The sequence below is a fragment of the Roseateles sp. P5_E11 genome, from assembly GCF_054049355.1.
Genome location: NZ_JBFUMO010000019.1, coordinates 1 through 26940, shown reverse-complemented (window position 1 = coordinate 26940; position 26940 = coordinate 1). Strand labels below are relative to the sequence as shown.

21 protein-coding genes are annotated in these 26940 nt (G+C 68.8%); 8 read left to right on the top strand and 13 right to left on the bottom strand.

Features of this window, described 5'->3' with window-relative positions; genetic code table 11:
* From ACXJKR_RS03060 to ACXJKR_RS03035, 6 genes are all read left to right on the top strand, one after another.
* Nucleotides 1-1342, top strand: a 1342-nt coding sequence (locus ACXJKR_RS03060; protein ID WP_457320640.1) for an MFS transporter, incomplete at its 5' end; no start/stop codon positions are given.
* Between the two features lie 80 nt (nucleotides 1343-1422).
* On the top strand, nucleotides 1423-2475 hold the full coding sequence (locus ACXJKR_RS03055) for a non-reducing end alpha-L-arabinofuranosidase family hydrolase (protein ID WP_457320639.1): 1053 nt from the start codon (nucleotides 1423-1425) through the stop codon (nucleotides 2473-2475).
* Nucleotides 2476-2536: 61 nt separating this feature from the next.
* Complete coding sequence (locus tag ACXJKR_RS03050) at nucleotides 2537-4141, top strand: family 43 glycosylhydrolase (RefSeq protein WP_457320637.1); 1605 nt, start codon at nucleotides 2537-2539, stop codon at nucleotides 4139-4141.
* On the top strand, nucleotides 4138-5721 hold the full coding sequence (locus ACXJKR_RS03045; protein WP_457320635.1) for a GH39 family glycosyl hydrolase: 1584 nt from the start codon (nucleotides 4138-4140) through the stop codon (nucleotides 5719-5721). The genes ACXJKR_RS03050 and ACXJKR_RS03045 overlap by 4 nt, the downstream gene beginning before the upstream one ends.
* A complete protein-coding gene (locus ACXJKR_RS03040; protein ID WP_457320633.1) occupies nucleotides 5718-6932 on the top strand; it encodes a glycoside hydrolase family 5 protein in 1215 nt (404 codons plus the stop codon). The genes ACXJKR_RS03045 and ACXJKR_RS03040 overlap by 4 nt, the downstream gene beginning before the upstream one ends.
* A gap of 160 nt (nucleotides 6933-7092) precedes the next feature.
* Nucleotides 7093-9609, top strand: a complete 2517-nt coding sequence (locus ACXJKR_RS03035; protein WP_457320631.1) for a response regulator — start codon at nucleotides 7093-7095, stop codon at nucleotides 9607-9609.
* On the opposite strand, the gene ACXJKR_RS03030 is transcribed toward ACXJKR_RS03035, so the two are convergent.
* The 3 genes from ACXJKR_RS03030 to ACXJKR_RS03020 form a co-directional block, all read right to left on the bottom strand.
* The gene (locus ACXJKR_RS03030) at nucleotides 9606-10094 is read right to left on the bottom strand and encodes a DUF1579 domain-containing protein (protein WP_457320629.1); all 489 of its coding nucleotides are present in this window, start codon (nucleotides 10092-10094) and stop codon (nucleotides 9606-9608) included. The genes ACXJKR_RS03035 and ACXJKR_RS03030 overlap by 4 nt on opposite strands.
* A gap of 5 nt (nucleotides 10095-10099) precedes the next feature.
* Nucleotides 10100-10828 (bottom strand): NIPSNAP family protein, encoded by a 729-nt coding sequence (locus ACXJKR_RS03025; protein ID WP_457320627.1) that lies wholly within the window; start codon nucleotides 10826-10828, stop codon nucleotides 10100-10102.
* A gap of 118 nt (nucleotides 10829-10946) precedes the next feature.
* A complete protein-coding gene (locus tag ACXJKR_RS03020; protein WP_457320625.1) occupies nucleotides 10947-11414 on the bottom strand; it encodes an Lrp/AsnC family transcriptional regulator in 468 nt (155 codons plus the stop codon).
* A gap of 103 nt (nucleotides 11415-11517) precedes the next feature.
* Between ACXJKR_RS03020 and ACXJKR_RS03015 the strand changes: the two genes are divergently transcribed.
* Nucleotides 11518-11892, top strand: coding sequence for a VOC family protein (locus ACXJKR_RS03015; protein WP_056194037.1), 375 nt, complete (start codon nucleotides 11518-11520; stop codon nucleotides 11890-11892).
* Here the strand turns inward: ACXJKR_RS03015 and ACXJKR_RS03010 are convergent.
* The 10 genes from ACXJKR_RS03010 to ACXJKR_RS02965 form a co-directional block, all read right to left on the bottom strand.
* Nucleotides 11889-13043, bottom strand: a complete 1155-nt coding sequence (locus ACXJKR_RS03010; RefSeq protein ID WP_457320623.1) for a CaiB/BaiF CoA transferase family protein — start codon at nucleotides 13041-13043, stop codon at nucleotides 11889-11891. The genes ACXJKR_RS03015 and ACXJKR_RS03010 overlap by 4 nt on opposite strands.
* A 78-nt stretch (nucleotides 13044-13121) precedes the next feature.
* On the bottom strand, nucleotides 13122-14933 hold the full coding sequence (locus ACXJKR_RS03005; protein WP_457320621.1) for a glycoside hydrolase family 127 protein: 1812 nt from the start codon (nucleotides 14931-14933) through the stop codon (nucleotides 13122-13124).
* A complete protein-coding gene (locus tag ACXJKR_RS03000; RefSeq protein WP_457320619.1) occupies nucleotides 14923-17040 on the bottom strand; it encodes a formylglycine-generating enzyme family protein in 2118 nt (705 codons plus the stop codon). The genes ACXJKR_RS03005 and ACXJKR_RS03000 overlap by 11 nt, the downstream gene beginning before the upstream one ends.
* A gap of 4 nt (nucleotides 17041-17044) precedes the next feature.
* Complete coding sequence (locus ACXJKR_RS02995; protein ID WP_457320617.1) at nucleotides 17045-17935, bottom strand: ribokinase; 891 nt, start codon at nucleotides 17933-17935, stop codon at nucleotides 17045-17047.
* Nucleotides 17932-19038, bottom strand: a complete 1107-nt coding sequence (locus ACXJKR_RS02990) for a serine hydrolase domain-containing protein (RefSeq protein WP_457320615.1) — start codon at nucleotides 19036-19038, stop codon at nucleotides 17932-17934. The genes ACXJKR_RS02995 and ACXJKR_RS02990 overlap by 4 nt, the downstream gene beginning before the upstream one ends.
* Before the next feature lie 140 nt (nucleotides 19039-19178).
* The gene (locus ACXJKR_RS02985) at nucleotides 19179-21356 is read right to left on the bottom strand and encodes a TonB-dependent receptor (protein ID WP_457320613.1); all 2178 of its coding nucleotides are present in this window, start codon (nucleotides 21354-21356) and stop codon (nucleotides 19179-19181) included.
* A gap of 162 nt (nucleotides 21357-21518) precedes the next feature.
* Complete coding sequence (locus ACXJKR_RS02980) at nucleotides 21519-22394, bottom strand: LysR family transcriptional regulator (protein ID WP_057297182.1); 876 nt, start codon at nucleotides 22392-22394, stop codon at nucleotides 21519-21521.
* A 47-nt stretch (nucleotides 22395-22441) separates the two neighbouring features.
* Nucleotides 22442-24823 carry a sodium:solute symporter gene (locus ACXJKR_RS02975; RefSeq protein WP_457320612.1) on the bottom strand — a complete coding sequence of 794 codons (2382 nt, stop codon included), beginning with the start codon at nucleotides 24821-24823 and terminating at the stop codon, nucleotides 22442-22444.
* Nucleotides 24820-25716: an HpcH/HpaI aldolase/citrate lyase family protein gene (locus ACXJKR_RS02970; RefSeq protein ID WP_457320610.1), complete on the bottom strand. Its 897-nt coding sequence runs from the start codon at nucleotides 25714-25716 to the stop codon at nucleotides 24820-24822. Before ACXJKR_RS02970 ends, ACXJKR_RS02975 begins: the two co-directional genes overlap by 4 nt.
* Nucleotides 25717-25768: 52 nt before the next feature.
* Nucleotides 25769-26656, bottom strand: a complete 888-nt coding sequence (locus ACXJKR_RS02965) for a LysR substrate-binding domain-containing protein (RefSeq protein ID WP_457320608.1) — start codon at nucleotides 26654-26656, stop codon at nucleotides 25769-25771.
* 102 nt (nucleotides 26657-26758) lie between these two features.
* On the opposite strand from ACXJKR_RS02965, the gene ACXJKR_RS02960 reads away from it, so the two are divergent.
* Nucleotides 26759-26940, top strand: a 182-nt coding sequence (locus ACXJKR_RS02960) for a hypothetical protein (protein ID WP_457320606.1), incomplete at its 3' end; no start/stop codon positions are given.

Sequence of the window (26940 nt, the reverse complement as noted above, 5' to 3'; positions counted from 1 at the left end):
GTGGGGCCACTGGCTCTACCCGTCGCTGGCCTACCAGGTCTTCAACATCTTCCTCGGCGTGGCCCCTGGCCTGATCTCGACGGTGCAGATGATCAAGATCTTCATCGACGCCGGCTCGGACGCGGTGTTCGGCTGGATCTCGGACAACACGCGCACCCGCTACGGACGCCGGCGCCCCTTCATCCTCGTCGGCGGCATMCTGGCCGGCATCGGCCTGCCGCTGATGTTCGCCGTCGGCAAGGGCTGGACCGACACGCAGTACTTCATCTTCATGCTGGTCAGCATGGTGATCTACGTGCCGGTGATGAGCTGCTTCAACATGCCCTGGAGCAGCCTGGGCGCGGAGATGACGCCGGACTACCACGAGCGCACCACCGTGATGGCCATCCGCAATGCCATTCAGAAGGGGCCGGAGCTGGCGATGTTCTTCGCCGCCCAGTTCACGACGCTGGCCATCTTCAATGACGCGAGCACCGGCAAGCCCGACCTCCTGCGCGGCGCCCAGACCTATTGCGCCATCCTCGGCGCCATCATGGTGGCGGTGTCCATCGCCATCTTCCTGCTGGTGCGCGAGCGCTACTACGAGAAGCTGGTGGCGCGCACGCAGACACACATCCCGTTTGCCGACACCCYGTGGCGCACGCTGCGCTGCAAGCCCTTCCGACGCATCCTGGGCATGATGCTGGCCTATGGCATGGGCACGGCCATGGTCGGCACCCTGGGCTACTACGCCACCATCTACTACGTCTGCCAGGGCGACATCGTGCAGGGCGCCAAGTGGAACACGGCCATGGGCCTGGCGGGTATGGCCTTCGGCTTTGCAGGCATCCCCTTCTTCGCGTGGATCGCGCGTCGCCACGGCAAGCGCGCCGGCCTGGCCACGGTGTTGGTGATGGCCATGTGCGCCTTCATCGGCGACTGGTGGCTGTACAACCCCGCGCTGCCTTACCTGCAGCTGCTGGCCTGCGGCTTCGTCGCCTTCACGGGCGCGGGCTTCTGGACGCTCTACAACGCCACGCTCGGCGACGTGGTCGACTATGACGAGCTCCAGACCGGCCAACGCCGCGAAGGTTCGTTCTCGGCCTGCCAGTCGTGGATCTCCAAGGTCGGCATGGCCATCGGCTGGGGCGCGTCGGGCTGGATCCTGCAGTTCACGGGCTTTGACGCCAAGCTGGAGGGCGCACAAGACCCCAATGCCATCTTCATGATCCGCATCCTGCTGTCCAGCATTCCGGTCATCGGCCTGGTGCTGGCCCTGGTGTCGCTGCTGCGCTTCGAGCTGACCGAGCAGCGCATGGCCGAGATCCGCGTGCAGCTGGAAGCCACGCGGGGCCGCGTATGACGCCGGCACGCACCGATTCACTGAAAACATCAAGCCCGAAAACATCCATCGCTGAAGTCATGCGCAATTACAAATCTCCCTTGAACGGTTTCAACGCACTCTGGTTTGCCTCCTGTCTGGCATTGAGCACCTTCGCTCACGCGGCGGAGCCCGCGAATCGGGCCCAGGATTTCGAATGGAAATCCAGCGAGCCGCTGGTCAGGCCGCCGGCCGACGCAAAGCACATCTTTGGCGTCAAGGACCCCTCCATCGTCTATCACGACGGCCGCTACCACGTCTTCATGACCACGGCGGGGACGAATGGCTGGGGCATGGCCTACGCGAGCTTTGCCCGCTGGGAGGACGCACCCAATGCGCCTCTGTTCATGCTCGACAAGTCCCCCATCGGGCCCGGCTACCGCGCCGCACCCCAGGTCTTCTACTTCGCGCCGCAAAAGCTCTGGTATCTGATCTACCAGGGCGGCGACCCGCTGTATTCCACGACCAAGGACATCAACGATCCCCGCTCATGGACGGCACCGCAGCCCTTCTACAAGACCATCCCGGATAGCGTGAAGGACGACAAGGGCCAGGCGACCTGGCTGGACTTCTGGAATATCTGCGACGACAAGAAGTGCCACCTCTTCTTCACCGGCGACAACGGCAGCTTCTATCGCGGCGAGACGACGATCGAGCGCTTCCCTCAGGGCTTCTCCGAGCCGGTCGTCGTCATGAAGGAAAAGCGCGACGACATGTTCGAGGCGAGCAACACCTACAAGATCGCCGGCACCAACCAGTACCTGACGCTGATCGAGGCCATGCGGCCAGGCGGCCGGTATTTCCGGGCCTGGACCGCTGATCGCCTGGACGGCAAGTGGCAGCCCGTTCCCGGCGCCGAGATGAACAGGTTCGCCGGCGCAGACAACGTCAAGTTCAACGGCCGGATCTGGTCCGAAGGCGTATCCCATGGAGAAATGATCCGCGACGGTGTCGACCAGACGCTGACCATCGACCCCTGCAAGCCGCTGAGATTCCTCTTCCAGGGCCTGGACATGGAAAAGGGCAAGAAGTACGACTACATCGAACTGCCCTATCGGCTGGGGCTGATCACCGCCACGGCCCCGAATGCCATCAGCGCAATGTGCTCGAAGTGAACGACCGCGTTGCCGCGCCCACCGCAAGCGCCTGAATCGAACAACATTCCTGGAGACATCGATGTGGACTCGCCGTGCGTTTCCCGCCATCCTGGCCGGCACTGCGGCCGGCTCAAGCACGCTTGCCCGCGCGTCGACGACGGATGCCACGCCCGGATCTCGTAGTTTCGCCTTTGGCATCGAAGGTCAGCGCAAGGCCGACCTGGGCAATGGGACCTATCTGAATCCCATCGTGCCAGGCGACCACGCCGACCCGACCATCCTGAAGGACGGTGCCGATTACTACATGACGTTCTCGTCCTTCCAGTCCTACCCGGGCGCCGTCATCTGGCACTCGCAGGACCTGGTGAACTGGACGCCCGTCACCGCGGCCCTGCATCAGCCCATCGGCACCGTCTGGGCGATGGACCTGATCAAACATCAGGGCCGCTACTTCATCTACATCCCGGTGCTGCAGGACGCCGGCACGGGCGTCTATGTCATCCACGCCGACGACATCCGCGGGCCATGGAGCGCGCCCATCGATCTGAAGATCCCAGGCTGCATCGACCCCGGCCATGTCGTGGGTGAGGACGGACGGCGCTACCTCTTCGTCAACGGCGGCCGCCGCGTGCGGCTCAAGGACGATGGCCTCGCCACCGACGGCGCGTTGGAGAACAACGCCTGGACACCTTGGCAATACCCCAAGGACTGGGTCGTCGAGATGTTCGCGCCCGAGGGGCCCAAGCTGCTCAGGCGTGGCGAGTGGTTCTATCTGATCTCCGCCGTCGGCGGCACGGCGGGGCCGCCGACCAGCCACATGGTCACCGTGGCGCGCTCACGCTCGGTCCACGGGCCCTGGGAGGACTGCCCGCAAAACCCTATCGTGCGCACGAAGAGCGCCGGCGAGCCCTGGTGGTCGCGCGGCCACGCCAGCCTCGTCGAAGGGCCGGCGGGGGACTGGTGGATGGTCTATCACGGCTACGAGAACGGCATGCGCACGCTGGGCCGCCAGGCGCTGCTGGAGCCCGTCGAGTGGACCCAGGACGGCTGGCCGCGCGCCAAGGGCGGCACGCTGGACAAGCCCCTGCCCAAGCCGCGCGGTGGCAAACGCGGCCCCGCGGGCTTCGCGCTGTCCGACGATTTCTCCAGCGGCAAGCTGGGCCTGCAATGGGCCTTCCATGCGCCAGGGCCCGATGAAGCCAAGCGCCTGCGCTTTGATGAGAAGGCCCTGACCATCCGCGGCAAAGGCAAGGCCCTGCCCGACTCCTCGCCGTTGACCTGTGCCTGCGGCGACCGCAGCTACGAGGTCAGTGTTGAGCTGGAGATCATCGGCGACGGCCATGGTGGCCTGGCGCTGTTCTACGAGGAGCGCGGCCACGTCGGACTCGGCTTCAGCACCACGCAGATGCTGACCTATGGCTATGGCCAGGAGCACTCGTGGATGCGAGAGAACATGGCCACCCGCCGCGTGCACATCCGCCTCGTCAACCGCGAGAACGTCATCACTTGGCACACCTCGCACGACGCTGGCAAGAGCTGGAAACAGCATTCCTGGCAGATGGAGGTCTCCGGCCTGCATCACAACGTGTTCGGCGGCTTCGTCAGCCTGCGGCCTGCGCTGTTCAGCGCCGGCGCCGGTGAGGTGCGCGCCCGCAACTTCGTCTACAGAGGACTCCCGACATGACTTCACTCCGCTCCCTGCGCCGCCGCCAGTTGCTGGCCGCCACCGCCCTGCCCCTGGTTGCCCCCATGACGCTTGCCGCACCGCAACAGCGCCGCATCGTGCTCGACGTGGCCCAGGCCAAGGAGCCGCTGGACCGCTTCTTCGACCACTGCGTCGGCGCCGACTACCCCGGCACGACCTACCGCCCCGATGCGCTCGCGCAGCTGAAGACCGCCGTCGATGAACTGGGATTCCGCTACCTGCGCTTCCACGCCATCTTCCACGACGTGTTCAAGACGGTGACACGCGACGCCGCGGGCAAGCTGGTGTTCGATTTCACCGGCATCGACAAGCTCTACGACGCGATGCTGGCCCGGCGCATCAAGCCCTTCGTCGAACTGGGCTTCACGCCGCTGGCGCTGAAGACCTCGGACAACAAAATCTTCTACTGGCAGGGCAACACCTCCCACCCCGAGCCCGCCGGTTGGGTGGCGCTCATCGACGCCTTCATCCGCCACCTGCTGGAGCGCTACGGCGCGGCTGAGGTGCACGACTGGTACTTCGAGGTCTGGAACGAACCCAACCTCGACGGCTTCTGGGAGAAGGCCGATCAAAAGGCCTACTTCGACCTCTACACCCGCACCGCCAAGGCGATCAAGGCCGTCAGCCCGCTGCTGCGCGTGGGCGGCCCGTCCACGGCCGGCGCGGCCTGGGTGCCCGAGTTCCTGGCCCACGCCAAGGTCACCAACACGCCGGTGGACTTCATCACGACGCACACCTATGGCGTCGATGAAGGCTTCCTCGACGAGTTCGGCAAGGAAGACCGCAAGCTGTCCAAGTCGCCCGACGCCATCGTCGGTGACGTGCGGCGCGTGCGCAAGGAGATCGAGGCCTCGCACCTGCCAGGCCTGCCGCTGTTCTTCACCGAGTGGAGCAGCAGCTACAACCCGCGCGACCTGGTGCACGACTCGTACATGAGCGCGCCCTATGTACTGAGCAAGCTGAAAGCTTCGCAAGGACTCGCCCAGCACATGAGCTACTGGGTCTACAGCGACCTGTTCGAGGAACCCGGCCCGCCGGACGCGCCCTTCCACGGCGGCTTCGGCCTGATGACGCGCGAGGGCATCCGCAAGCCGGTGTGGTTCGCCTACCGCTACCTGGCCGCACTGCAGGGCAAGGAAGTGCCGACCAGTGACCCCTCCACCTGGGCCGCGATCGACGGCGACCAGCTGCAAGCCATCGTCTGGGACTGGCGCCAGCCCGACCAGACGGCCAGCAACCGCAGCTTCTTCGGCAAGCCGCAGCCGGCCCGGGACGCGGGCAGCGCGACCGTCGAACTGCGCCATCTCGCACCCGGCCGCTACCAGCTCACGCAGCGCCGTACCGGTTTCGAGGTCAACGACGCCCACACCGCCTACCTGAAAATGGGCTCGCCGAAGAACCTCGATGCCAAGCAGCTCGCCACGCTGCAGGGGCTGACGACCGACAAGCCGGAAGTGCAGCGCGAACTCCAGGTCGGCGCCAATGGCTCGGCCACGTTGACGCTGAAACTCCGCAGCCACGACGTCGTGCTGCTGAGCCTGAGCAAGATGGCGCCATGAAGCGGCGCGAGGCCGTACTGGGCCTTGCGGCCGGCCTGGCGGGCTGCGGCGGAGGTAGCGGCGCAGCGGTGAGCGCGGCACCGTCACCCGCACCCGCGCCGGCCCCCGCCCCGGGCGGCTCGCCCTATCCCGACTACAACATCGCGCCCGCGGCGGCCGACACCACCGGCATGGCCGACTCGGCCGTGCAGGCCGCGCAGAAGATGCGCACCGGCCTGAACATCGGCAACACGCTGGAAGCGATGGGCGGCAAGAGCGAGACCTACTGGGGCAACCCGAAGATCACGCGCGACTTCGTGCAGTTCATCAAGACCAGCGGCTTCAACGCCGTCCGGCTGCCGACATCCTGGGATCAGTACGCCGATGCGACGACCGCCAGGATCGACCCTGCCTGGCTGGCCCGCGTCAAGGAGGTCGTCCAGTACTGCATCGACGCCGACCTCCACGTCATCGTCAACATCCACTGGGACGGCGGCTGGCTGGAGGAGCACTGCACGCCCGACAGGCAGGTCGCCAACAACCACAAGCAGCGGGCCTTCTGGCAGCAGATCGCGACCCAACTGCGCGACTTCGACGGGCGGCTGCTGTTTGCCAGCGCCAACGAGCCCAACGTCAAGACGGCCGAACAGATGGCCGTGCTGATGAGCTACCACCAGACCTTCATCGACACCGTGCGCGCCACCGGCGGCCGCAATGCCCGGCGCAACCTGGTCGTGCAAGGGCCGTCGACCGATGTGGAGCTCACCAAACAGCTGATGACGGGCTGGCCGATGGACACGACCAGCGGCCGGCTGATGGCGGAGATCCACTACTACACACCGTGGAACTTCGCCGGCATGACCAAGGACGAGACCTGGGGCAACCAGTTCTTCTACTGGGGCCAGGGCAACCACTCCACCACCGATACCGCCCACAACCCCACCTGGGGCGAGGAGGACGCGGTGGACAGCCTGCTCGGCTCGATGAAGACGCGCTTCGTCGACAAGGGCATTCCCGTCATCGTCGGCGAGTTCGGCGCCCAGCACCGCACCACGCTGACCGGCGAGGCGCTGCGGCTGCACGAGGCCAGCCGCGCCTACTTTTGCAAGACCGTGGCGCAGAGGTCCCGCGCCTTCGGCCTGGTGCCGTTCTACTGGGACACGGGCTCGCTGCTGGATCGCAGCCGCAACGTCGTGCTGGACGCCAAGGTGCTGGACGCGTTGACGGGGTGACCCCATGACCCTGCCCGTCACGGGACGCCGGCGCCGCCATCCCGTGAGGGCGGCGCTTCAGCTCAAGGTGTAAACGGGCGTCACCCGTCGCGCGAGCCGCCACGCAGTTCGACTATCCTGTTAGCAAGCCCGGCAGCCTCGGGCGCCTCAGGGAGCCGACTTGGAATCAAGCAGCCTGCCCCGGGAGGGCGGTGTTCCCACTGAAACCGCGCCGGCGCACGCTCGGCCGGCCTTTCTGCTGGACCAGCCGGCCGGCCCGCGCGAGCGCCGTCATGCGCTGATCGTCGCGCTGCTGTCGGTGGCCGTGTTCGCGGCCCTGCTGCCCTTTGCCAAGCTCAAGCTGGCGGCGGTGCCGGCCTTCATCCCCATCTACGAGTCGGCCCTGGTGCTGACCGACCTCATCACGGCCGTGCTGCTGTTCGGCCAGTACCGCATCCTGCGCTCCCAGGCCCTGCTGGTGCTGGGCTGCGGCTATCTGTTCACGGCCGCGATGGCGACGGCCCATGCGCTGAGCTTCCCGGGCCTGTTCAGCGCCAACGGCCTGCTCGGTGCGACGACGCAAACCACCGTCTGGCTCTACATGCTGTGGCATGGTTGCTTTCCGCTCTTCGTGCTCGGCTATGTCGCGCTGAAGAGCAGGCCGCAGTTCACCGTGCCGACGTTGACCTGGCCCGCACTCACGCTGCTGGCCGGCGCCGGCTGCATCGCGATGACCACGCTGGGCCATGACTGGTTGCCCGAGCTGCTGGTGGGCGGCCGCTACTCGCTGGCCTTCCAGGTCACCGTCGGCTGCGTCTGGGCCTTCAGCCTCGTCGCCCTGGCCGCGCTGTGGCGCCAGCAGCCGCGGACCGTGCTGGACCTGTGGCTGATGGTGGTCAGCCTGGCCTGGCTGTTCGACATCGCACTGTCGGCCATGCTCAACGCGGCGCGCTTCGACCTCGGCTTCTATGCGGGCCGCATCTACGGCCTGCTGGCCAGCTCGGTCGTGCTGATGGAACTGCTGCTGGAAAACAGCGCGCTGTACGCGCGTCTGTTCAAGGCCTACGAGGCCGACCACGCCCAAGGCGAGGCGCTGGCTGCCGCACGCGACCAGGCCGAGGCCGCCAACGCCGCCAAGAGCCTCTTCCTGGCCAGCATGAGCCACGAGATCCGCACGCCGATGAACGCCATCATCGGCCTGACCAACCTCGTGCTGGAGACACGGCTGGACCCGCGCCAGCGCGACTACCTCGGCAAGGTGCAGACCTCGTCCAAGGCCCTGCTGACCCTGCTCAACGACATCCTCGACTACTCCAAGATCGAGGCCGGCAAGATCACGCTGGAGGCCGAGGAGTTCGGCCCCGAGGAGCTGATCGAGAACGTCGGCCATCTGTTCTCGGCGCGGCTGGAAGAGGCCGGGCTGGACCTGCTGTTCGAGTTCGACGAGCGCCTGCCGCATCGCCTGGTGGGCGACAGCCTGAGGCTGACCCAGGTGCTGAACAACCTCGTCGGCAATGCCATCAAGTTCACGCCACGCGGCGAGATCGTCGTGCGGGCGGACCTGGTGGGCGAGCACGACGGCCGCATGCGGCTGCGCATCAGCGTGCGCGACACCGGCATCGGCATGACGCCCGAGCAGGTGGATCGCCTCTTCCAGGTCTTCGGCCAGACCGACGCCTCCATCGCGCGCCGCTACGGCGGCACCGGCCTGGGCCTGGCCATCTGCAAGCGCCTCGTCGAGCTGATGGACGGTAGCTTCGAGGTCAGCAGCCTGCCGGATCAGGGCAGCACCTTCTCCTTCACCTGCGACTTCGGCAGGGCCAGACCGGGCGCCGAGCGCATCGACCTGCACCGCATCCGCGGCATGCGCACCCTGGTCGTCGACGCTCAGCCCACCGAGCGCCTCATCTTGCAGCAGATGCTGCAAAGTTGGCGCTTCCAGGTCGGCGTGGCCTCGTTCGGCGACGAGGCGCTCTACCGCCTGCGCCAAGCCGACCCGGCCCACCCCTACGAATTGCTGCTGCTGGACTGGAAGACGGCCGGCGCGGACTTCGTCGACACGGCCCGCCGCGTCGCGGCCGAGCGCGGCGTGCCGCCACCGGCCGTCATCGCGCTGGGCAGCCTGCATGCGAGCGAGCGCGTCGCCGAAGAGCTGCAGGGCCGCGCCGGCACCCAGGTCCTCGTCAAGCCCGTCACACCATCGCGCCTGTTCGACGCCCTCATGCAACTGCAGCGCGGCGAGCCGCCGGCCGCAGAGGCGCCGACAGGCGGCAGCATGGCCGACCTGGCCGAGACCATGCGCCCCCTGCACGGCGCTCGCGTGCTGCTCGTCGAGGACAACCCGGTCAACCAGCAGGTGGCCTGCGCCTTCCTGTCCATGGTCAAGCTCGACGTCGAGGTGGCCGAGAACGGCCTGGAGGCAGTGGAGCGCCTCCAGCACGAGTCCTTCGACGCCGTGCTGATGGACATGCAGATGCCCGAGATGGATGGCGCGACGGCGACGCGGCTGATCCGCGCCATGCCACAGCACGCCCGCCTGCCCATCATCGCGATGACGGCCGGCGCCATGGAGCACGACGTGCAGGACTGCCTGGCCGCCGGCATGAACGCCCACGTCAGCAAGCCCATCGATCCGCGCCAGCTGGTGCGCACGCTGCTGGCCTGGGTGGCGCCGCCGGCCCGCGCGCAGCAAGGTTAGGAGGGATCGGGCACGCGCTCGAAGTCCATCTCCCAGTTGACCTCCCAGGTCTGGCCTCCATCAGCCGAGAAGGCCTGCTGCCAGTGCGGYCGGCCCGTGGTGGTGTTCGTCCAGCGATAGCGCACGCGGATAGGCTGGCCACGCAGCGCATCGTCGCACTGGAACTCGCCGACACCCTCGGCAAAGCCGCCCACCACCGGCGGGTCCAGGCGATGCGGATTGCGGCCGTCCACCCACCAGATGGCCCATTGGCTCGTGGCCGGGTCGAAGGTGCGCATGGACAGGGCGCGGTAGGGGCCGGTGGGCAGTTCCAGCACGTTGTCGTCGATGTTGCCAAGGCCGTCGAGCAGGGGCCACATGCGACAGCGGCCGTCGAAGTTTTCCCAGTCCTCGCAACCGAGCAGGCGCTCCTTGAGGCGGCGGTGGCTGACCTTCCAATGGCCAATGAAGAAGTCGAAGTCATGCGGGGTCGAAGTCGTGTTCATGATGTTCAGGTGTGAAGGGCGGAACGGGCCGTGGGCACCAGGCGCAGGGTCTGGGTGGGCTTGGCCAGCCAGGGCTGAAGTGATGCGGCGAAGTCCCGCGACAGGGCAGCCCTGGCGTCATCGAACAAGGCCAGGGAGACCAGCACGTGTTCGCCTTCGCGCACCGGCAGGCGCGGGAAGTTGTTGGGCGTGGCCTCGGTGACATACCAGGCCAGCTGTCGGGCACCGGCCGCACGCAGCGCATCGCTGAGCGGGCCGCGGGCAAGGCCCAGCAGGTCAGGGCCGGCCGGCGCTTTCAGGTGAAAGACCGTCGCCAGCAAAAACCCGGGTGGCAGCGCCGTCGCGCCGCGTTCGGCGCGGGGCAGCGCCGGCTCAGGCAGCGCGGCGCCATGCCAGGCCGGGCGCAGCAGCAACACGTTGTCGGAATCGATCATGGTCGCGTTGGCCGTGTTGCGGTGCTGTGTCCAGACCGGCCCGCCATAGAAGGCAGGCAGGCCGTCGCCGCGCGCGGCCATGTCGGCGAAGCCGCGCAGCCAGACAAAGCGGTCAGGCCCGTCCAGGTCGCGGAACTGGCCCAGCACGCGGATGCCGACGGCCTCCTGCGCGGCGACGAACTCGCGGTCGAAGAGCTCGATCAGCGTGTCGCGTTTGCCCGGGTGCAGGGTGTACTGGCGCAGTTCGACGACCTGACAGTCCGGCGCGACGGGCGGTGTGGTTTCGAGAGGCAGAGGCATGGTTCAGAGTCCACGGAGTTCAAGGTCCGTGCAGTCTGCGCCGCCATACCTGTCAATGCATGACGTGTTTTACGACGTGCCGACATCGCATCGACGCCCGAAAACCGCCGGCCGCGCGTCATTCGGGCACCGGCAAGCTGAGACCGCGCTTGAGCACGCCCATCGCGACCTGGGTGGTGTAGCGACGCACGTTCGGGTTGTCGGCCAACAGCCGGGCCATCAGCGCTTCATAGGCGGTCGTGTCGGGGGCAGCGACGACAAGCACGAAGTCGTTCTCGCCGGTCACATAGAAGGCCTGCTGCACGGCGGCCTCGGCGTCCAGCCAGGCGCGCAACCGCGCCATCGGCTCGGGGCGCTCGCTGTCGACCTGCAGGGCGGCGATGAAGGTGGTCGGCCGGCCGATCTGGGCGGCGTCCAGCACGGCGACCTGGCGCTGGATGACGCCCTGCTCGCGCAGCCGCTTCAGCCGCCGCTGGATGGCCGAGGCCGACAGGCTGACATGCTCGGCCAGCTGCTCGGCGGTCAGCGCGGCGTCCTGCTGCACCAGGGTCAGCAACTGGCGGTCAAAGCGGTCCAGCTCGGTCATCGTCGGAAATTGCGGCCAAACGGCAAGGGAGCCGCGCATCTTGCCGGATTTCGCCGCGACACCCTTTCTAGGATGACAGGCGTCCCCACAGGAGTTTTTCCCGATGATCGATCACGTGTCCCTGGGCACCCGCCGCTACGCCGAGTCGGTGGCCTTCTACAGCCGCGTGCTGGCGCCGCTGGGCCTGGCGCTGCTGCGCGATACCGGCAGCGAAGCCGCCTTCGGCACGCCCGAGCGCTGGTGCTTCTTCCTCTACCCGGTGCCCGAAGACGAGCCGGTAACGGCGCGCGGTGCCCACATCGCTCTCGGCGCTCCGGACCGCATCGTCGTTGCAGCCATACATGAGGTGGCGCTGGCCTCGGCGGCTCGCGACATCTTCACGCCACGCCCCCGGCCCGACATCAGCGAGACCTACTTCGGCGCGATGTTCCATGACCTCGACGGCCATCGCATCGAGGTGCTGACGAACGCGACCTAAGGCTTGAGCTCGTCGTCGTGCTGGCCGAGGGTCGGCGCGGCGAACGGCTCCGGCCCGGGCGTCCTGCCGAAGACGATGGGCCGCGTGACGCCGCGATAGCTGCCGACGGTCGCGTGCTCGAGGTCGCCGACGATGCCCTCGGCCAGCACCTGCGGATGCTGGAACATGTCCTCGACCTGGCGGGCCGCTGCGCAAGGCACCTCGTCGCCGAACAAGGCCTCCCACTCCAGCGCCGTGCGCGTGGCCAGGGCCGCATGCAGCCTCGTCAGCAGCCCGGCGGCGTTGGCGGCGCGCTTCTTGACGGTGTCGAAGCGCTCGTCGGCGGCGAGATCATCCAGGCCGGTGATGCGGCACAGCGCCGCCCAGAAATGCGCTGTGTTGGCCGAGATGTAGATATGACCCTCACGCGCCGGGTGGATGCCGGTGACGCCGCCCGAGCGCATGTCGCGGCCGATGTCCAGCGGCTCATCGCCGGCCCAGACCAGGCGGGCCGACTGCATCGTCAACGCGCTGCGCAGCAGCGACACACCGACGTACTGGCCGCGCCCGCTGCGCTCGCGCTCGAACAGCGCCGACGCGACACCTGAAGCGACCAGGGCCGCCGCGTAGTAGTCGACCACCGAGCCGTAGAGGATCTCCGGCGGCCCGCCGCGCTTGCCCTGCAGGGCGCACATGCCGGTCAGTGTCTGTAGCACCTGGTCGTAGCCGGCCTTGTCCTTCAGCGGGCCGGTCTCACCGTAGCCGGTCACGGCGCAGTAGATGAGGCGCGGGTTCAGCAGCTCCAGCTGCTCGTGGGCGATGCCCAGGCGCTTGGGCACGCCGGGGCGGAAGTTGTGCACCAGCACGTCGGCCTCGCGCACCAGGCGCAGCAGGGCGGCGAGATCGGCGGGCTGCTTCAGGTCCAGCACGACGCCACGCTTGCTGCGGTTCACGCCGATGAAGGCACGGCTCTCGGCAGCCAGCGTGGACGGGTAGTTGCGCAGGTTGTCGCCGGCCGGCGGCTCGACCTTGAGCACGTCGGCGCCCTGGTCGGCCAGCAGCGTGCAGCCATAGGGCCCGGCGATGTAGGCACTCAGGTCGAGCACGCGCACGCCGCTCAGTGGCCCCGGCGGGCCGGGTCGGGTGGAGGGAGGGAAGGCAGCGGCGTTCACGGCGGGGGGCTCGTCAGGATGGCGGCAGTCTGGGCCAGAAGCCCGGCGCAACCAAGGGCGCTGGCGTTCGCTCAGGCATCACGGAATCTTGGTTGTCGTGGTCACCGGCGCGGTCGACAACCAGGTCAGGCGCCAGGCGCCGTCCTCGCGGCCACCGGCGAGGAAATAGGGCTGGAAGTCCAGCGGCGCGCGGCAGCCCAGACTCATGCGCAGGGTCGGCACTTCGGCGCCGGCCACTTCGCTGACCCAGTGTTCGAGCGGCGCCTCGGGCAGTTGCACAGTCTCGGCGGTCTTGAAGCCGTCGATCAATGGGGTCGAGAAGACGAGGGGGCCTCGCGTCAACGCCACATAGCCCAGATCGAGCACCGTCTGGTGCACGGCGCTGCCGTCGGGCGCGCGCGACTCCTGCACGTTGCGGTTGCGGCGCTCGTGCAGTTCAGCCTTCATCGGCAGGCACAGCCTGACGGTATCGCCGGGCTGCCAGACGCGGTCAATGGCGAGATAGCTTCCCGGCGGGCCGGCAAAGCGCTCGCCGCCGACCTCCGCATGGGCACCCTCGGCCCAGGACGGGCAGCGCAGCTTCAGCGTGAAGCGAGCCGGCGCATCAGGGTCAAGAGTCAGCGCCACGTCGCTTTCGTACGGATAGCCCGTCTCGATGCGCAGGCCCACGCCGCCGACGCGCGCCGTCAGCGGGCCATGCAGATGCACCGTCAGCTCGCCCTCGCCACCGCTGACGGCCAGCGCCGGCAGCTCCTCCAGCGCCATCGCGCCGCTGCTCTTGCAGCAGCGCCAATACGTGGTGTGCACACGCCGCCCATTGGGGAAGCTGTAGTAGCACCAGTCCTCGCCATTGGGCGCGATAGCGCCCAAGAGGTCGTTGTAGGCCGCGCGCTCGATCTCCTCGGCGTAGCGCGCATCACCGCTGAGCAGCAGCAACTCGCGATTGAGCTGGACCCAGGCCAGCGTCGAGCAGGTCTCCACATAGGCCTCGGGCACAAAGCTGCCCGGCGCATTGAAGACCTCGCGCGACCGGTGGGCCACGCCGCCCCAGGGGCCGCCGCCCAGGCTCAGGTGCTTGTCGCGGATGCCGGCCCACAGCGCATGCACGGCAGCCAGCAGCTCGGGCCGGCCGGTGGCACGGTGCAGCTTGGCCAGGCCGACGAGGTTCCACAGCAGCTGGTAGGCCTTGCCGGTGGCGATGTCGGCCGCGTCGGCGCCGGCCAGCGCGCGGCTCAGCAGGGCCAGCGGCGCGTGGCGGTCGGCCTGTTCGAGGATGCGCTCGGCCAGGTCCAGGTAGCGGCGCTCGCCAGTCACGAAGTAAAGCTCGCAAGCCGGGTCCATCAGCACCGTGGCCGACATGCCGTGGTGGTTGCCGAGATCGGTGATGTCGATCTCCGCCAGCGCGCTCGCGCAGAGGTCGCCGATGCGGCGGGCCGCTGCCAGCCAGGCCGGCTCCGCGAAATGGCGGTGCGCTTCGAGCAGCCCCAGGATCAGATAGCTGTGTGTCCAGATGTCCCAGGTGCGCAGGCTCGGCGCGCCGTCCCAGGTCGGCGGCTTGGGTGCCTGCTTGACCATGAAGCGACGTGGCGCGGCATAGGTGCCGAGATAGCCGTCGGCTTCCTGCTGGGCGCAGAGGAAGTCGGCGACGGCGCGCACGTGAGACTCCAGCTCGGCGTCACCGCTACGGGCCGCAGCTCGGGAAGCAGCGACCAGCCATTTGCCGGCATGCTCGCCGTACCAGTCCCCCTCCAGGTTCTTGTCCGCGACGGCGCGCAGGAACAGCGCGATGGCCGGGCTATCGGGCCCGGCGATGAAGCGGTGCAGCCGGCCGCGGCGGCTGGCTTCGACGGCCTCGCCGAGCACGCCGCCGAGCTGGACCTCAGCGCGCATCGACGACACAGCGGAAACCCAGCATGCCCGAGCGGTCCTTGCACGGCGCCATCAGCAGGTATTTGCCGTGCTGGTCGAGCCGGTAGGCCTGCGGAAAGTACCAGTGCGAAGTCTGCGGCTGGTAGCTGCTGCCGCCGCGCAGCACGGCCGCGCGGGTGTGGTTGTCGGCGTATTCATCGGTCCACTGCCAGACATTGCCGACCAGGTCCAGCACGCCAAACGGGCTGGCACCGCGCAGGTGGGTGTCGACGTCGGCGGGCGGGGTCAGCGTGCGACCGGTGTTGGGCGGCGGCACGGCGCTCGCGTCCCAGGCCTCGCCCCAGGGATAGGCGCGGCCGTCGCCGCCTTGGGCGGCGTATTGCCACTCCCATTCATGCGGCAGGCGCTTGCCCGCCCAGGCGGCATAGGCGCGGGCGTCCTCGATGCCGACCCAGGTGACCGGCTTGTTGGCCCAGCCTGCGGGCGGCTCACCGTTCACCCAATGGCGCAGGAAGTTGTGCGCATCCGCCGGTTGATAGCGCGCGGCCAGCACGAAGGCATGGAACTGCGCGTTGGTCACCGGCGTGCGGTCCATGAAGAAGCGCGGCATGTCCATGCGACGGCGATGCTGGCGGCGCGGGCTGTCTTCCCATGGGTATTGCACGTCCAGGCCCGCCCAGGTCTGGCCCTCGACCTCGACGCCGCCGACGGCGAAGTCGAACTCACCGGCAGGGATCTCGACCATGCTCTCAGGTGCCTTTTCGACGCGCGGCGTGGGTGCAATGGCGACGAGCTGCTGCGTCAGCGGCCGCCAGGTCTTGTCGAGAGACTGCAGCGGCGTGCGCGCCAGCTCGGCCATGCGAGCCAGCAAAGACCCGTCCACCGACTCACCAGCCGCAACGGCCAGCAGCGCGCCAAAGCCCCGCGCCTCCAGCGCCACCGAGAAGACCGCCTGAGCACCGTCCACGCGCGGCTGCACCTCGACACCGTTCCACATGTCGAAGTAGCGCGTGCCCTCGGCATGCTCGACGGCGAGCTGCTCGCCATCCACCGCGTACTCGTTGCGGTTCACGATCGTCCACAGCCGCCGCCCATCGAGCGGAAAGCTGCTGGCAAACACACCCGCCTGCAGCGTCGGCGCATAGGGCCGCCAGTCGCCGCTGACCAGCAGCGGTGCCAGCGCGCGGTACAGCGTCGCGATGCGCTTGAGCGTGGCGGCATCCCGGCCGGTGAAGCCGTTCCAGATGCCCCAGACGTTCTCCCAGGCGTTGTAGCCCACGCCATTGAAGAAGCAGTACTGGAAGTCGTTGTTGCGGTCGCGGCTCCAGCGGTTCTCCAGGTTGATCATGTGGCGCGGTTCCAGCCACTTGAACTTGGCGACGACGGGCACGACGTCCTGCGGCACCTTCTTGCCCCAGCTCTGCACATTCCAGATCAGCTGCTCCTCGCAGGAAATCGTCGACTCCGGCTGCAGCACGACGTAGCGCCCGCGCCGCTCGCAGGCGTCGAAGAAAGCCCGCGGCACGCCGTTGTAGGTGTCGCCGTTGATGCCGTCGGCACCGACGGCCTGCACGATGCCGGCGATGGCCTCCCAGTCGCTCTCGGCGTGCTCGCGAGTGCCGTGGTCCCAGGGCTTGGTGGGCAGGAAGACGCGCACGCCGCGGCGGTGGAAGGCGTCCACTGCGCGCTTGAGCCCATTCAGGCCGCCGGGCAGGTCGTGGGCCAGGTCGGTCTGGTTGCGGTCGTCGATGCCGATGTTGGGATAGACGTACMAGATCAGCACGCTGTCCAGGCCACCAAAGCGCTGCTCGAGGTCGTCGAGGTAGCGGTCCACCGTGTACTCGCCCGTGGCCGCGTCGAAGAAGAAGCGGTCCTCGACCATCATCTGCGCGTGCACGAAATTGCGCTGCGCCCATTGCAGCTCGGGGCGGCGGTAGTTGGCGTCGTCATAGCCGATGCGCACCAGGTGCTCGCGCCGCCAGTCGCGCAGGTCGCGCAGCCAGTCGTCGGCGGTGCCGTTGACGTCCATCTGCCAGTGGCCGATCTCGGCGAACGGCCAGCCCGGTGCCTTGCCCGGCGTGGGCAGGTAGCGCTGTGTCGTGACGTGGGAGAACTTGTACTCGGCCATGGATTTATCGGGACTGCAGAAAGGACTCGACCTCGGCACGCGCGGGGATGCTGCCCTGCGCGCCTGGCCGCGTGCAGGCCAGGGCCGCAGCGGCGCAGGCCAAGCGCAGCGCCTCGGGCCAGCGGGCGCCATTCGCCAGCTCGGCCACCAGGGCGCCGCAGAAAGTGTCACCGGCCGCGGTCGTGTCGACAACCTCGACCGTAAAGCCGGGCTGCTCGAACCAGGCCGCGCCGCAGCGTGCCCGCACGCCGCGTGCGCCCAGCGTGACGACGACGCAGGGCACGTCCAGCGAGGCGATGGCCGCGTCGATGTCATGCTGGATGCCGCTGATGGCGGCCAGCTCGCCTTCGTTGACGACGAGCAGGTCCAGCGCACCCAGCAGCGCGCGCGGCAGGGGTTGGGCAGGCGCGCCGTTCAGCGTCACGTTGAGGCCGGCGGCATGGGCGACGCGCGCGCAGGCCGTGACGGTGGCCAGTGGCGTCTCCAGTTGCAGCAGCAGGTGGCTGTAGTGGCTCAGCGGCGGCAGGTGTTCGGGCGCCAGGCCGGCATTGGCGCCGGGCGCGACGGTGATGGCGTTCTCGGCGTCGTCGGACACGCAGATGAAGGCGGTGCCCGTGGCCAGGCCCTCGGGGCGGACGATGTGGGGCGTCACGCCAGCGGCGCGCAGCGAAGCTTCGAGCTCTGCGGCGTAGGCGTCCTGGCCGAGGGCGACGAGCATGTCCGTCGCCACGCCACCGGCGCGCGCGCAGGCCACGGCCTGGTTGGCGCCCTTGCCGCCGGGGAAGGTCTGGAAGCCGCGGCCCAGCACGGTTTCGCCGGGCACCGGGATGCGCGGCGCGCGCACGACGAAATCGAGATTGGCCGAGCCGGCGACCAGGATGGCGGGAGGCTTCATCGCTCGAGGGCCTGGTAGACGAGGTTGTGGAAAGCGGCCGTCGGCCGCGGCGGGTCGGTGGCGACGCCGCGCGGCACATGCTGCATCAGCAGGAGGGCAACGAGGCGCTCGCGCGGGTCGACGGTGAAATAGGTGGTGGCCGCACCCGGCCAGCCGAAGGAGCCCTCGGAACCCAGCCGGCCGCGGCGGGCGACGTCCAGCACCATGGACACGCCCAGGCCAAAGCCCTCGCCGGGGCCGAGGTCGTTGCCGACGTCCAGGTGGCCGACCTGGTTCATGCGCATCAGCGCCACGGTCCTGGGCGACAGCAGCTGGCGGCCGCGCCACCAGCCCTCGTCGAGCAGCATCTGGGCGAAGCGCAGATAGTCATTCGCCGTTGAATAGAGGCCGCCGGCACCGCCGTCGTAGTCGCGCAGCGCCACGCCCGGCGCGTCGGCCGAGCGGGCGTTGGCGAGCACGAGGCGGCCGTCGTCGGTGACGCTCGTGATGTCGGCGACGCGGTAGCGCTGCGCGGCGGGCACCGTAAAGCCGGTATCGCCCATGCCCAGGGGTTCGAACAGGCGTTCACGCAGGAACCGCGCAAAAGGCCGGCCCGACACGACCTCGACGACGCGGCAGAGCACATCGGTGTTGATGCCGTCGTAGCGGAAGCGGCTGCCGGGCTCGACGGCCAGCGGCACGGCGGCGACGCGGCGCGCGAACGTCGCCAGGTCGGGCGCGGCCTGCGGGTCGGCCGCCGCGCCGTCGGTGTCCAAGCCCGAGGTGTGCGTCAGCAGATGACGCAGCGTGACCGGCTTGCGCGGCCTGCTGCCTTCGCGCAGGCGCTGGCCCGCGAACTCGGGCAGGTGGCGCTCGACGGGGTCGTCCAGCGTCAGCCCGCCCTCCTCCATCAGCATCAGCACGGCCACCGACGCGATCGGCTTGGTCATCGAATAGATGCGGAAGATCGCATCCAGGGGCATGGCCTCGCGGCGCGCGAGGTCGCGGTGGCCGTGGGCCTGGTGGTGCAGCACGCAGCCGTCGCGCGCCAGCAGCACGACGGCACCGAGGTGGCCGGGGCCGCGTGCACTGGCGCGCGTGTCGCCTTCGAGGAAAGCGTTCAAGCGCCGCAGGCGCTCGACCGAAAAGCCGGCCGAGGCCGGCGTGCAGGCCGGCAGCGCCGGCTCGGCCCGCACCGGCCAGGCGGCCGCGGCCGCAGCGGCCAGCAGCAGGCGCCGTGTCGGCTCGGGTCGGGAGGCAGGGGTCAGAAGGTCACCGTATGCGTCAACGACACGACGCGGCCGCGGCCCGAGGTGTAGTTGCGGAAGCCCACCACCTGCGACCAGCTCAGCACGTAGAACTTGTTGGTCAGGTTCTCGATGCCCAGCGAACTCTTGCCGCCATGGCCCCAGTCCCAGTTGGCGCTGAAGTCGAACAGCGTGTAGCCCTTGGTGTGCTCCTCGGCGCTGGTGCCGACGTTGAGGTCGCGCGAGCTCAGCTTGGTCGCGCCCAGCGTCACGTCGGCCTGGGGCAGGAAGCGCCAGGTGGCCGAAGCGCCGAGCTTGTCGGGGTTGATGTCGAGCACGCCCATCTGCTTGGTCAGCGGGCCGCCGCTGGTGAACCAGGTCTTGCCTGACGTGTGCGAATACAGCGCCGTGAACTTGAGGTCGCGCGTGGCGCGCAGCTCGCCGGTCAGCTCGTAGCCGCTGATGTTGACGGGCTGGCGCGACAGCAGGAAGTCGTTGGTGACGGGGTCAATGGACAGCGACTGGCCGAAGTCAGACTTGCTCTTGTAGTAGGAGCCGCCGAAGGAGCCCATGGCGCCACGCCAGTTGAAGCCGATCTCGTTGTTCTTCACGATGACGGCCTGCAGGTCCAGGATGCCCGCGACGGACTGGCCGGGGTAGCTGATGTTGCGCAGCGGGATGCCGACATTGGGCAGCGTGAAGCCCTTGCCGCTGGAGACGAAGGCCGACCAGCCGCCGCCGATCTTCCAGACCGCGCCGATATTGGGCAGGTTGGCCTTGTAGTTCAGCTTGCCGCCCTTGACGTCCACGCGGTTGCGGAAATAAGTGGTCTTGTAGTCGGCCACCTCCAGCTCGCCGTCTTCGCGGCGGAAGCCCCCGGAGAGCGTCACGGGACCGATGTCGTAGGACGCCTGGAACCACGGCGCGACGCTGCTGTAGTTCATCGGCGGCACCCACAGGCGATCGGTCAGCGCCAGCCACTGCCTGGCGGTATCGTGCGTCAGGTCGACGCCCCCGCGCACCTCCAGCCCTTCGACGCCGAAGACATCGCCATGGCTGTAGGCATTGCGCAGGCCGTATTTGCGTGTGCGCACCTCGGACTGGTCCACCAGCGTGCCCAGCGGCGCGATCAGCGGGTCCTGGCGGTCGGCACCGTTCTCGGCCGGGTAGCGCATCTTCTGGTCGGCGTAGTAGGCGTCCAGCGACAGCGAGCCGCCCCACAGGTCGTTGTGCTTGTAGGACAGCGTGCTCTGCGAGAAGTCGTTGATCTCGCTGAGGGTGCCGAACAGGCCGGGCCGCTCGGAGGTGTTGGTGGAGCCGGCCGTGCGATCGCCGTCGACGAGGTGGTAGTTTCCCTTGCCCTCGATCTTGAACTTGGAGAACGATGCCTGGATGCGCTGTTCGCGATTGGCGCCGAAGTTGTAGCCGGCCTTGGCGTAGACGTTGTTGGCCGTCGAGTCGGCGACCGAGCCGCTGGTGTTCAGGCCGATGCGGCGGCCATGGCCGTCGTAGGTCATGCCGCGGTCGATGCGCGAGACGCCGCCGATGAAGTCCCAGTCCTCGGCCTTGAAGGCGTAGTTGGCGCCGAGCTTCCAGCCGGCACTGTCATCCTCGAAGGCCGTCGTGTAGCGCGCCGTCAGCGTGACCTCGCTGCCCATCTTGGTGGGCGTCTTGGACAGGTAGTTGATGATGCCGCCCGCAGCGCCGATGCCTTCCGACGCCGACGGGCCGTTGATGACCTCGATGCGGCCGACCAGGCCCATGTCGGTGAAGCTGGCATTGCGCGTGCCCTCGCGCAGCGGCGAGCCCTGGGGCACGCCGTCGAACAGGCGCAGCGCAATGCGGCCGCGCAGGTTCTCGCCGGTGTTGCTCATGGCCTGAGATGACTCCGCATAGCCCGGCACCGTGCGCGACAGCACGGCCGTCATGTCGTCGGTCATGTTCAGCGTGTGGGCGATCTCTTCCTTGGTGATCAGCGTGACGGCACCCGGGATCTTGTCGACGGCCTTGGGCACGCGCGTGCCGGTGACGATGACGCGCTGGAGCTCGCTGCCGTCCGCGTTCGTGTCGGCATCGGCAGCGGCCTGCTGAGCCTGGGCGCCGGCCGCGGCCAGAGTGGCAACGACCGCCAGCGCGATGGCGCGGCGGGGGAAACGGGTGGTGTGGCCCTGGCCGGCCGGTGCTTGTCTCGTCATCTTTGTGCTTTCCATCGATCTGTGGGCGCGCCTTCTGCACTGATGCCGGTGGGCGTGGCGTGGCGGGCGCTGTGGCCGCAGTCTCAGCCAGTGCGTGACAAGCTCACACCCTCGCCACCTATGTTCAAGCCCAAGAATTTGTTGTGTGCCGATGCAGCCGGCTCAGGCCAGGCCGGACACCGCACGCGCTTCGCGCAGAAAGGCCGTGACCAGGCGGTGGCGCACCGTCGCGCGCGACCACACGACGCCGATGCGGCGTGGCTCGCTGGGCAGGGGCAGCGGCAGGCAGACGACATCCAGCCCCTCGGGCCAGGGGCGCAGCCAGTCCGGCACCAGCGACACACCCAGGCCCCGGTCCACCATGACGGCGATGGCGTTGAGCGCATTCAGCTCGAAGCGCTCCTGCGGCACGATGCCGGCGCGCTGCAGGTATTGGTCGGCGACGCGGCCGCCCCATTGCGTGCGGTCGTAGCGCACCAGCGGCTCGCTGGCCAACAGCTCATGCGGGTCGCGGCCGGCCCATTTGCGGGGCGCCAGCACAACGAGCTGCTCCTCGCGCAGCAGCTCCCAGCCACAGGTCTTGGGCAGCGGGAAGGGCGCCTCCAGCACGACGGCCGCATCCAGGTCGCCGGCCTCGACGGCGCGGTAGAGCTCGGGCGAATAGCCGGGCCGGATGAAGACTTTCAGCCTGGGATGCAGCTCGACGAGGCGGGCCAGGATGTCGGGCACCAGGCCGGTCAGCGCATTCGTGCCGGCGCCCAGGCGCAGCTCGCCGGCCGGCGTCTCATCGGTGGCGATGGTGCTCAGGTCGGCCACGCCGCGCAGCAGCTCGCGCGTGCGCTCGAGGATGCGCGAACCCGGCTCGGTGACGTGCACCGAGCGGCCGGCGCGGGCGATCAGCGGCGCGCCGATCTCGCGCTCCAGCGTGCGGATCTGCTGGGCCACCGCCGCCGGCGTGATGTTGAGCACGCGCGCCGCGGCGGCCATCGAACCGTGGTCGACGACGGCCACGAAGGTGTGCAGGAACTGGGTCTCCAACGTGCGTGTCCTGACGCAGCTCTGGGCGGCCGCCTGTGGCTGGGAGGTTACTCCACGGCGTCCTGCCGGTAGATCGTCAGGCCGCGCAGCGAGCGCGTCGGCACCGGGAAGAACAGGCTGGCCAGGTAGCCGACGACGATGCACAGCATGATGGACATGCCGAGATACAGATAGGGGTGCAGCAGCTTGAAGTACCAGGCCACCGTCGTCAGCACGATGGCCGCCGCGACGCCGATGGCCACGCCGGGCGAGTTGGCGCGGCGCGTGAACATGCCCAGCGTGTAGGCGCCCGCGAAGCCACCACCGAGCAGGCCGGCCAGCTCGATGGAAACGTCGAACAGCGAGTGGATGTCATAGCGCGACAGCAGCAGCGCGAAGGCGATGCCCAGCAGGCCGGCGGCCACCGTCATCCACTCCGCGAAGCGCACGCTGCGGGCTGGGTCGGGGTTCTTCACGAGCTTCTCGTAGAAGTCCACCGAAGCCAGCGTCGACACGCTGTTGATGATGCTGGACAGCGTCGCCATCGCCGCGGCAAAGATGCCGGCAATGATGAGGCCGGTCAGGCCCGTGGGCAGCTCAGCGGCAATGAACAGGGGGAAGGTCGCATCGATGCTCAGCAGCGGGTTCATGCGCTCGGGGTGGGCCTTGTAGAAGACGAACAGCGCCGTGCCGATGGTGTAGAAGACGATGCCGCCGGGAATCATGATGGCCGCGAAGGCCCAGATCGAACGGCCGGCCTCCTTGGCGTTGGCGGTGGACAGCGTGCGCTGCATCAGCACCTGGTCCTTGGGAAAGGTCAGCACCACATCGAACAGCACCAGGAAGAGGAAGCCCCAGACCGTGGCCTTGCTGAGGTCGAAACTGAAGTCGAACACGCGGGTCTTGTTCTCGGCCGCTGCCGTGCGCATGAACTCGGCCATGCCGCCGTCCAGCGACCAGACGATGAAGGCGATGGCGAACAGGGCGCCGCCCATCTTGACGACGAGCTGCACGACGTCGGTCCACACCACCGCCTTCATGCCGCCCAGCGCCGTGTAGCAGATGGTGAACAGCCCCATCATCAGGATGCTCCAGGTCACCGGGACGCCGGTGATGGTGGCGATGGCCAGCGACGGCAGGTAGAGGATGACGCTCATGCGGCTGCCGAGCTGGGTCAGCATGAACAGGCCGCTGGCCAGCATGCGGATGGCGGGGTGGAAGCGCGTCTCCAGGTAGGAGAACACGCTCATCAGGTCCAGCCGGCGCAGCAGCGGCACGATCCACACCGCGACGAACATCAGGCCGAGCACGGCGATGAGGTTGTTCGTCATGTACTGCCAGTTGGTCTCGAAGGCCTTGGCGGGGATGGCGATGTAGCTGATGGAGCTCGTGTTGGCCGCGTAGAGGCTGACGCCCGCGGCCCAGAACGGGATCTTGCGGCCACCGACGAAGAACTCGGTCGTCGACTGGCGTTTCTCGCGCAGATAGAAGTACAGGCCCATGCCGAGCATGGCGGCGAGGTAGACGACGATGACAATCCAGTCCAGCGGCTTGAGCAGCAGCTTGCCGGACTCGACCTCCAGCGTCGCTGCCTTGCCGGTGCCGTCCAGCCACAGCCAGCCGTCTTGCCAGGGCAACGCCTGGGTGATGCCGCTCAAGGAGCTGTCCGGCAGCTCGGCCCAGGACTGGGTGATGGTCTGCCAGCTCATCAGCCGCGGCGCGCCACCGGCCAGGGGCTGGATGACGAAGAGGCTGTGCGCCTGGCCCGTTGCGCGCACCCAGGGGCCAGCCAGGCGCCCGGGCAGCAAGCCGCGCGCCTCCCAGCCGGCCTCAAGCGTCCAGCGCCACAGGCTGTCGGGCGCCGCGGGTGTAGCGCCCTCCTCCACGACGAAGACGGCGCGCGTCTGCGCGAACATGGCGCGCGCTGGGCTGGCGCCAGGCCGGGCGGCATGGATCTGCCAGCGCGCATCGGCGGCTTGCAGGGGCAGTTGCAGCAGCACCGGGCGACCCTGGCCGTCCAGGCCGGTCAGCCACAGCTCGTCGGCCGCCAATGCCACGCGAGCCGCGCGCAAGGGCGTTGGCAGCGCCGGCAAGGCTTGCGGCACCAGGCGCTGCTGCTGCAGCGTCAGCCGGGCCACGCCGGTGGTCTGGCCTTCTGTGCCCAGCAGCAGCACGGACTGGCCTGCCGCCGTCGCCGCGCCCAGTACCGGTTGCGTCCAGGCCTGCGGCCTCCAGCGTGCCGCGTCCACGTCCAGCAGCCAGGCGCCATCACCGCTGAAGGCGACCGCGCGGCCATCGACGGCGGCCAGCACCAGGGCGGTCGCAGGCAAGGCTGGCAGCGCCGAGCGGCGCAGGTTGACGAGGCTGTCGGCGCGCGCCGCGCCGGCCAGCAGGGCGAGCAGCAGCAACACGAAGAACGGCCGGCCCCAGGCCAGGAATCGGTCGGTCAAGGGGTCACTCCGCGGGAAGCTTGCAGCAGATGGCGCGCACGCTGGACAAAAGGAGCATCGATCATGCGGCCATCCAGCACGACGACGCCACGACCCTCGGCCGCGGCCTGGCCGGCCGCGGCGACGACGCGTTCGGCCCAGGCCAGCTCATCGGGGCTGGCACCGAAGACCTCGTTGGCCAGCGCGACCTGGCGCGGATGGACGCAGCTCTTGCCGGCAAAGCCCAGGCGCCGCGCCATCTGAGCCTCGGCGCGAAAGCCGTCGAGGTCGGCGATGTCCGGGTAGGCGCCGTCATAGGCCGGCACGCCGGCAGCGGCCGCCGCCATGCGCAGCGCGTGCAGCGTGGCATGCACATTGGCGCCGTCGTGACGGGCGATGCCCAGGGGTTCATAGAGATCGGCCAGGCCGAGTTGCAGGCCGGTGACGCGTGGATGGGMGGCGCCGATGTCGGCGGCACGCGCCAAAGCGGTGGCGCTTTCGATGTTGACGAGCAGGCCGACCGGCGTGGCCCGGTTCGCGGCAGCCTCCAGGTCGCCGAGCAGCTTGGCGGCATGCAGCACGTCGGCGGCCGACTCGGCCTTGGGCAGGTTGATCCAGTCCAGGCCCGGCTGCATCAGCGCACGCAGGTCGTCCTCGAACCAGGGCGTGCCCGGCGCGTTGACGCGCACGATGACGAGAGGCCGTTGCCGCAGGGCCGCGGCGCGCGCCAGGGCCGCAGCGACGTCGGCGCGCGCACGCTGCTTGGCCTCGGGCAGCACGGCATCTTCCAGGTCGAAGGAGAGGGCATCGGCCGCGCCACTCAAGGCCTTGTCGAACAGCTCCGGGCGCGCGCCGGGCACGAAGAGCTTGCTGCGAAAGCCGCGCGAGGAGGCGGCGGAAGGGGGGCTGAACATGGCCGGCAGTGTGGGCGAACAGAACCCAAAGCAAACCTGCTGTCCGGCATCTTCAAACGATAGTTTTGCTTGCGCCCGGCGGCGGCGCGGCGGCGGCGAGCTGGGTCGCCAGCCACTGCTCGAAATGCGACGGCGGCGCCTCGGCGGGCGCCAGCAGCCAATAGCTGTCGGGGCCCTGAACCAGCGTGGCAAAGGGCGCGAGCAGCTCGCCGCGCGCACACAGATCGCCGAACAGCACCKGCGACAGCAGCGCCACGCCCAGCCCCTGTACGGCGGCCCGCGCCTCCAGCTCGTAGTTCGGAAAGCGCGTCGCGACAAAGTTCGGTCGCGCGCCAGGCCGGCCTGCCGCCTGGAACCAGGCGGGCCAGCGCGGGTCGGGGATCAGCGGCAGGCCGAGCAGGTCGTCCACCGTCCAGCTCTTGTTCTGCCCTGCCAGCCGCGGGCTGAGCATGGGCGTGCCCTGCTCGGGCAGCAGCTGGATGGCGCGATAGCCGGGCCAGGGCCCGCTGCCGCTGCGGACGGCGACATCGAAGCTGCCGGCTGGTGACAGGCCCTGGCCGGCGTCCAGCTCGATCGCGTCTGCTCCGGCCAGCGCCTGGTAGCTGGCCAGGCGCGGCACCAGCCAGCAGGCGGCGAAGGTGGGCGCGCAGGTAACCCGCAACGGCGGCCGCGCGCGCCGGCAGTCGTCGACAGCCGTGCGCATCAGCGCCAGCGCCTGCTCCACACCGGCCGCCAACGCCGCGGCGCGCGCCGTCACGATGAGCCTGGGGCCGTGGCGGCCGAAGAGCTTGACGCCGAGCTGGCCCTCCAGCGCGCGCATGCGCTGGCTGACCGCCGTCGGCGTGATCGCCAGCTCGTCGGCCGCGCGCGAGAAATTGCCATGTCGCACGCAGGCCGCAAGGACGCGCAGCGACTCAAGCGGCAGCCCGGGCGAGTTCATGGCCATTTGAAGAGCGGCTTCACATCAAGCGCAGCAATCATCGTTTTGAGCGGCATGGGAGAGATTCCTAGACTGGGTTTCCAACCAGCGAGAGACCGCCACATGCCCACATCATCGACTCAAAACCTCGCCGCCTTTGCGATGCTCACCGCGCTGGCATGCACTCCTGCAGCCGCTGCCGACCCGCCCGGCTACACGCTGGCCCGCCAGGGCGACATGCACGACTTCGACTTCCTCGGCGGCGCCTGGACCACGGTGCAGCGCCGCCTGAAGGCGCGCAACAC

What these genes read in the sequence shown, in the direction of transcription:
- ACXJKR_RS03050 (WP_457320637.1), top strand. Translation starts at nt 2,537, where the DNA reads ATGTGGACTCGCCGTGCGTTTCCCGCCATCCTGGCCGGCACTGCGGCC.
- ACXJKR_RS03045 (WP_457320635.1), top strand. Translation starts at nt 4,138, where the DNA reads ATGACTTCACTCCGCTCCCTGCGCCGCCGCCAGTTGCTGGCCGCCACC.
- ACXJKR_RS03040 (WP_457320633.1), top strand. Translation starts at nt 5,718, where the DNA reads ATGAAGCGGCGCGAGGCCGTACTGGGCCTTGCGGCCGGCCTGGCGGGC.
- ACXJKR_RS03025 (WP_457320627.1), bottom strand. Translation starts at nt 10,828, where the DNA reads ATGCCTCTGCCTCTCGAAACCACACCGCCCGTCGCGCCGGACTGTCAG.
- ACXJKR_RS03020 (WP_457320625.1), bottom strand. Translation starts at nt 11,414, where the DNA reads ATGACCGAGCTGGACCGCTTTGACCGCCAGTTGCTGACCCTGGTGCAG.
- ACXJKR_RS03015 (WP_056194037.1), top strand. Translation starts at nt 11,518, where the DNA reads ATGATCGATCACGTGTCCCTGGGCACCCGCCGCTACGCCGAGTCGGTG.
- ACXJKR_RS03005 (WP_457320621.1), bottom strand. Translation starts at nt 14,933, where the DNA reads ATGCGCGCTGAGGTCCAGCTCGGCGGCGTGCTCGGCGAGGCCGTCGAA.
- ACXJKR_RS02995 (WP_457320617.1), bottom strand. Translation starts at nt 17,935, where the DNA reads ATGAAGCCTCCCGCCATCCTGGTCGCCGGCTCGGCCAATCTCGATTTC.
- ACXJKR_RS02985 (WP_457320613.1), bottom strand. Translation starts at nt 21,356, where the DNA reads ATGACGAGACAAGCACCGGCCGGCCAGGGCCACACCACCCGTTTCCCC.